Annotated in this window: 6 protein-coding genes and 1 pseudogene; 2 read left to right on the top strand and 5 right to left on the bottom strand. The window is 73.9% G+C overall.

Going from position 1 to position 6482, the window contains the following annotated elements; translation table 11 throughout:
• The 3 genes and pseudogenes from ACZ49B_RS27825 to ACZ49B_RS27815 form a co-directional block, all read right to left on the bottom strand.
• Positions 1-711: pseudogene (locus tag ACZ49B_RS27825) on the bottom strand (hypothetical protein); the annotation flags it as partial.
• 45 nt (positions 712-756) lie between these two features.
• Positions 757-1137, bottom strand: a complete 381-nt coding sequence (locus tag ACZ49B_RS27820) for a PPOX class F420-dependent oxidoreductase (protein ID WP_468311103.1) — start codon at positions 1135-1137, stop codon at positions 757-759.
• Positions 1138-1443: 306 nt separating this feature from the next.
• On the bottom strand, positions 1444-1695 hold the full coding sequence (locus tag ACZ49B_RS27815) for a helix-turn-helix domain-containing protein (protein WP_468311102.1): 252 nt from the start codon (positions 1693-1695) through the stop codon (positions 1444-1446).
• A gap of 78 nt (positions 1696-1773) precedes the next feature.
• Here ACZ49B_RS27815 and map point away from each other — a divergent pair, with 78 nt between their 5' ends.
• A complete protein-coding gene (gene map / locus ACZ49B_RS27810) occupies positions 1774-2541 on the top strand; it encodes a type I methionyl aminopeptidase (protein ID WP_468311100.1) in 768 nt (255 codons plus the stop codon).
• A 23-nt stretch (positions 2542-2564) separates the two neighbouring features.
• Here the strand turns inward: map and ggt are convergent, their stop codons facing one another.
• Positions 2565-4379, bottom strand: coding sequence for a gamma-glutamyltransferase (gene ggt, locus ACZ49B_RS27805; protein ID WP_468311099.1), 1815 nt, complete (start codon positions 4377-4379; stop codon positions 2565-2567).
• Between the two features lie 114 nt (positions 4380-4493).
• On the opposite strand from ggt, the gene ACZ49B_RS27800 reads away from it, so the two are divergent.
• On the top strand, positions 4494-5219 hold the full coding sequence (locus ACZ49B_RS27800) for a hypothetical protein (RefSeq protein ID WP_468311097.1): 726 nt from the start codon (positions 4494-4496) through the stop codon (positions 5217-5219).
• Here the strand turns inward: ACZ49B_RS27800 and ACZ49B_RS27795 are convergent.
• Positions 5179-6450 carry a cytochrome P450 gene (locus ACZ49B_RS27795; protein WP_468311096.1) on the bottom strand — a complete coding sequence of 424 codons (1272 nt, stop codon included), beginning with the start codon at positions 6448-6450 and terminating at the stop codon, positions 5179-5181. The genes ACZ49B_RS27800 and ACZ49B_RS27795 overlap by 41 nt on opposite strands.
• Between the last annotated feature and the right edge of the window lie 32 nt (positions 6451-6482).

The raw sequence follows: 6482 nt of genomic DNA, 5'->3' as shown, positions 1-6482 counted from the left end.
CTTCGGGGCGTCTGGGGGAGGACCCTGCCGGCCGTTCGTCTCCGGGGTTCCGTTTCCTTTGGGGTTGGCCAACCGTGCCGGGGGGGGGGGGGGGTGGGGTCCCCCCCCCCCCCCCCCCCCCCCCCCGGGACCGGCGGGCAGGAGACCGGCGTCGGCGGGCCGCGCCGGATCGGCAGGCGCGTATGCGGGCTGCGCCGCCACGGGGGCGGGCGTCGACAAGGTCGTCAGGCGGGAGGTCAGGTCCTGCTGGCGGGCGGCGGCCCTGGCCGCGTCGTCGCGGGTCCAGGCCAGTTCCCGGGTCAGCGTTTCCGCCTCGGTGCGGTCCGTCGTCGCGGCCAGGCGGCCCGTCAGGGTGCGGGTCACCGCCTCCGAGACGGCCCGCTGGTCGGCGGCCGCCGCCAGGAGGGTCCGCAGTTCCTCCGCGCCGCCCGGCAGCCGGTCCCACACCGCGACGGCCGCGGCCCGCAGCCGGGCCGCGTACTGCATCTCCCGCTGCGCGAACTCGGCGCCCCTGGCCCCGGCGAGGTCGCCGAGCAACGACTCCACCACGTCCCACGGCGGCATCGCGGCCCCGTCCAGGCAGGCCCGCAGCCCCTCCGGATCCCTGCGCAGGAACTCCCCGTACCAACCTGCTCCCGGATCGAGTCTCTGCGTCAACCCGCGCAGGTAGCCAGAGAGTTGACCGATCACCAGCGAAGTCGCGGTCTCCATGCCCGCATTGGATCCCACCGGTGTTACGGGCGGGCTACGGGAATCTCAAAGCTTGACGGCGATCGCGGTGTGCGGGCGCTTCCCCAGCCGGAACACCGCCGCCGGTACGTCCAGCCCCCAGAACTGCCAGGTGTACTTCCGCAGCATCAGCTTGCGCACCCGCTTCAGCCCGGCCTCGTCCAGCAGCCGCGCCTCGCCCTCCAGCACGGGCGCCCCCTCCGCGACCCGCCCCCGCACGTCGCAGGGGCTGACCGTGACCCGCCCGTTGTTGCGGATCCGCTTCACCTTCCAGGAGTCGGTGCGCGTCCAGACGTACAGCTCACCGCCGTCCGCCACCGCCCACACGGGCGTCGCGACGGGCGTGCCGTCCTTGCGGAACGTGGTGAGGCTGACGTACTTGCCCTGGTCCAGCTCGTCGAGAGTCATCCGCGGAGCCTAAGGGGTGTCCGCGGGGCGTCCGGCGCCGGCGTCGTGGAGGGTCGCGTCACCCGGAAACCCGGCATCGGCCCGGCCCCCCGGCGCCGCGCAGACGGCGAGCAGCAGACCCGCCGCCAGGAGGGCGCCCAGGAGTCCGAAAACGAGTCGTTTGGATGCGTTCGAGGCTGACACGCCTTCACGCTTGCCCCGCGCCCGGCCGCTCCCACCACCGATTGGGCCGTTCGGCCCGCCGGGCCCGCCCGAAAGAACCCGCAGGTCCGCGGGCAGAGGAGGCCACCGAAGGGCGGAACGGCGTTAGGCGGGGACGAACGCGCAGCGGCGCAGCACCTCGTCGAGCGACAGCCCGAGCGCCTCGGCCACGGCGGCCACGGTGAAGAACGCCGGGGTCGGCGCGCGGCCGGTCTCGATCTTGCGGAGGGTTTCGGAGGACAGCCCGGCGCTCGCCGCGACCTCGACCATGCTGCGGCCGCCGCGGGCCTCGCGCAGCAGTGCGCCCAGGCGCTCGCCGCGCTCGCGCTCTTCGGGGGTGAGTGGGGTGCGGACCATGCCCGCATCCTACCCGCTCCCCCAATAACTATCCCGTGAAAGTTATACCGGGATAGATATACCGGTATAGTTATTGGCATGGTGGAACTGAAGACGGAAGAGTCGATCGAAGCGATGCGCGCCCCGGGCCGGGTCGTCGCCCAAGCCCTGGCCGCCGTACGGCAGGCCGCCCGGGTCGGGGTGTCCCTGCTGGACCTGGACGAGGTGGCCCGCGACGTACTGGCCGGGGCCGGCGCGAGCTCACCGTTCCTCGGCTACCGGCCGGAGTTCGCGCCGGTGCCCTTCCCCGGCGTGATCTGCACCTCGGTCAACGACGCGATCGTGCACGGCGTCCCCGACGGCTACCGGCTGCGCGACGGGGACCTGGTCAGCATCGACTGCGGGGCGAAGCTCGGCGGCTGGGTCGGGGATTCGGCGGTCAGCTTCACCGTCGGCCGCCCCCGCCCCGCCGACCTGCGGCTGATCGAGACCGCCGAGGCGGCCCTCGCGGCCGGCATCGCCGCCGCGCTGCCCGGCAACCGGATCGGCGACATCGCGTACGCCGTCGGCACCGTCTGCCGCTCCGCCGGCTACGGCGTCCCGGACGGGTTCGGCGGCCACGGCATCGGCCGCAGCATGCACGAGGACCCGGGCGTGCCCAACGAGGGCCGGCCGGGGCGCGGCATGAAGCTGCGCCCCGGCATGGTCCTCGCCATCGAGCCGATGCTGATCGCGGGCGGTACGGACGACTACCGGTGCGACGGGGACGGCTGGACCCTGCGGACCGTCGACGGCAGCCGCGCCGCGCATGCGGAGCACACGGTCGCGATCACCGCCGACGGCCCGAGGATCCTCACCGCCCTCTGAGCAGCCTTACGCGTGCACCCGCCCTACGGCTTCCCGTACGGCCGGACCACCATCGCCGAGCCCCCGCCCCGCCGGCTCGTCTCGGCGGCTGCCAGCCAGCGCCCGTCCGGGAGCCGCTGGACCCCGGTTGCCGCGCCGATCTCCGGGTTCTGCCGGAACCCCTGGCCCAGCGCCTCGAGCTCAGCGCGCAGCGGGCTGTTCCACAGACCCGGCTCCAGCTCGGTGGTGGTCTGGTTGCGCTGGCTGGCCCTCGGCGCCGCGATGGCGTCGACCAGCGGCAGCCCCCGGTCCAGGTGCCCGATCAGGGTCTGCAGGACGGTGGTGATGATGGTGGCCCCGCCCGGGGAGCCCACCGCGAGCACCGGCCGCCCGTGTTCCAGCACGATGGTCGGGGACATGGACGAGCGCGGCCGCTTGCCGGGGCCGGGCAGGTTCGGGTCCGGGACCCCGGGGGCCGCCGGGGCGAAGGAGAAGTCGGTCAGCTCGTTGTTCAGCAGGAAGCCGCGGCCCGGGACGGTGATCGCGCTGCCACCGGTGGACTCGATGGTCAGGGTGTAGGAGACGACGTTGCCCCAGCGGTCGGCGACCGTCAGGTGCGTGGTGTTCTCCCCCTCGTACGTGGTCGGGGCGGCCTGGCCGGAGCCGCCGCAGGCCACCGGGTGACGCGGGTCGCCGGGGGCCAGCGGGCTGGTCAGCGTCCGGTCCGGGGCGATCAGGCAGCCGCGCGAGTCGGCGAACCGCTGCGAGAGCAGCTCCCGTGTGGGCACGTTCTCGGCGGCCGGGTCGCCGACCCAGCGGCCGCGGTCGGCGAACGAGATCCGCGAGGCCTCGATGAACCGGTGCAGGTACTGGGTCTCGGAGAGCTTCGACAGGTCGGTGCGCTCGAGGATGTTGAGCGCCTCGCCGACGGTGGTGCCGCCCGAGGACGAGGGCGCCATGCTGTACACGTCGAGGCCCCGGTAGCTCACCTGCGTCGGAGCCTGCCGCTTGGTCTCGTACGCGCGCAGGTCGCCGGTGGTCAGATCGCCCGAGCGGACGATCCGGGTGGCGGCCGGATCCACGGGGGGTTTGCGGACGGCCCGGACGATGTCCTCGGCGATCGGGCCCCGGTACAGCGCGCCGGTGCCCTTGCGGGCCAGTTCCGCGTACGTGGCCGCCAGGTCGGGGTTCTTGAAGGTGGAGCCGACCACCGGCAGGGCGCCACCCGGCAGGAAGAGCTTCCTGGTGTCGGGGAAGTCCTTGAAGCGGTCCTGGTTGAGCTCCGTCTGGGCCCGGAAGGTCGGGTCGACGGTGAACCCGTCGCGCGCGAGTTTCTCGGCGGGCTTGAGGAGTTGGCCGAGCGGGCGGGTGCCCCAGGCGTCCAGCGCGGTCTTCCAGGTGGCCGGGGTGCCGGGGACGCCGACGGATCGGCCGCTGGTCTGGCCCTGCTCGAAGGGGATGGGGACGCCGTTCTCCTGGAAGAGGGCGGCGGTGGCCGTGGCGGGCGCGGTCTCGCGGCCGTCGATGGTCTGTACCCGGCGGGACTTGGCGTCGTAGTGGACGAAGTAGCCGCCTCCGCCGATGCCGGCCGAGTACGGCTCGGTCACCCCGAGCGCGGCCGCCGTCGCGACGGCGGCGTCCACGGCGTTGCCGCCGGACCGCAGGACCGCGATGCCGGCGGCGGAGGCGTCGGCGTCGACACTGGCGACGGCACCGCCGTAGCCGGCGGCGACCGGGACCTTGGCGGGAGTGCCCCCCGCGGACGCCACCGCCCCTGACGGCGGGGCGGCGGCGCCGGTGGACACCAGCGCTGCGGCGAGGGCGACGAGCGCTAACTGACGTGTGGCGGAACGACGCATCCGAACCTCCAGTCGACGGCCTGTCGGACCCCACCGGACAGGCCTGAACTCGGCACTTTAACTTCACCGCACCCCCCGCGTCAGGAAGACTCCGTGCGGGCTAGCATCCGGCCCATGAACGAAGACGTGCGCAACATCGTGCTCGGAGTGGTGGCCACCGCCATCAGCGGCGGCTTCGGCTGGTTCACCCGGACCTATCTGTGGCGCCGTACGCTGCGCCGCAAGCAGGCCTTCTTCGGCCTGCCCACCGGCTCCGACTGCCTGTTCGTGGTCAACCGGCAGATGGGCGGCACCGAGGGGTCGGTGCACCGCAACGACGCCTTCGCGCTGCTGGAGATATCCGCCCTGATCAAGGACTGCGGGGCCAATCTCCAGATCGTCTCCCACGACTCCGTCCGTCAGGGCTTCGGGGAGCGCGCCGAGTTCTGCGTGGGCGGGCCGGTGTCCAATGCGCGGACGGCGGCGCACCTGGCCTCCATGCTGCCGGGGGTCCGGGTCGACCTGTCCTCCGAGCCGGGCCCGGACCGCGGGGCGATCCACGTCGGCGAGGAGACGTACCGCTGGCAGAAGGGCCGGATCGACCACGTGCTGCTGGCCCGGCTGACGACCGGACCGGGGAGCCGGCCGGTGTTCCTGGTCTCCGGACAGACCGCGATCAGCAACCAGGCGGGCGCCCGCTACCTGGCGCGCCACCACGAGCACTTGGCGCGCCGCTACCGCGGGGACTCCTTCTGCGTGGTGCTGAAGGTCACCAACTCCGACGCGTACGGCCCGGACGTGGTCGAGCTGCTGGCGGACGTCACCCGGCCGGCCCGGTCACCCGCAGCGGCAGCCGCGTGATCCCGTTGATGAAGTTCGACACCAGCCGGCGCGGCGGGCCCGCGAGTTCCGGAGCCGGCATGGCCGCGCGCCACTCCTCGTAGAGCACGCGCAGCTGGAGCCGGGCGAAGTGGGCGCCGAGGCAGACGTGCGGGCCGTCCCCGAAGGAGACGTGCGCGTTGGGTGTCCGGGCGAGGTCGAGGCGCCCGGGGTCGGTGAAGACGCGTTCGTCGTGGTTGGCGGAGGCGTGGAAGACCACCACCTTGTCGCCGGCGCGGATCGGCTGCCCGGCGAGTTCGGTGTCCACGGCGGCCGTGCGGCGGAAGCTGAGCACCGGCGGGTGGACGCGCAGCAGTTCGTCCACGGCGGTGTGCATCGGGGTCCGGCCCTCGGCGAGCAGCCGGTACGCGTCCGGGTCGCCGGCCAGGGCCAGCAGTCCGCCGGGCGCGGCGCTGCGCACGGTGTCGTTGCCGGCGACGGTGAGCAGGAAGAAGAACATCTCCAGCTCGGCCGGGTCCAGTCCGGCCTCGGCGAGCGCGGTCATGACGTCGTCGCCGGGGTGCGCGCGCTTGTGGGCGGCCAGTTCCCGGGCGTACGTGAACATCTCGCCGAGCAGCGCCGGGGAGCGCGGGTTGAGCGGCTTTCCGTCGGGGCCGAGGAGGGGCGCGGGCGCGTCCTCGGGATCCTGGTAGCCGATGATCCGTACGGTCCACTCGAGCAGCAGGCTCCGGTCGGCGGCCGGGACGCCCAGCAGGTCGGTCAGGTTGAGCAGCGCGTACTCGTCGGTGACCGTGCGGACCAGGTCGGCGGCGCCGTCCTCGGACTTCGCGCGGGCGGCGGCGAGCAGGGTGCGGGCCCGCTCGCGGACCCGCCCGGCGAAGGCGTCGACGCGGGCGGGGGTGAAGGCGCGGGAGACCAGCCGGCGCAGCCGCCCGTGGTCGCCCGCGCTGCGGCGCGGGTCCTGGTTGAGCATCGTGCGCCGCAGGAACGGCAGGTCGGCCGGGTCGGGGTCGCGGATCTGGGTCGCGCCGATCCACGAGGAGTACGTGGCGTGGTCGCGCAGCACCCGGACCACGTCGGCGTGCCGGGTGACGGCCCAGAAGCCGGGGCCGGCGGGCCAGCCCTGGATCTCCGGCTCGGCCTGCCAGGCGACCGGGTGCCGGTCGCGCAGCAGCCGGTAGTTCTCGTACGGGATCCCGGCGCCGTAGATCCGGGGGTCGAAGACGTCGGGCACGTACGCGGCGGGATCCATGGGGCCACGGTGGCGGGAGCACCCGCCCCGCC

The organism is Streptomyces sp. NPDC031132, from assembly GCF_055570595.1.
Note: the sequence above shows the minus strand (reverse complement) of the source record. Positions and strands in the feature narration are given on the sequence as shown.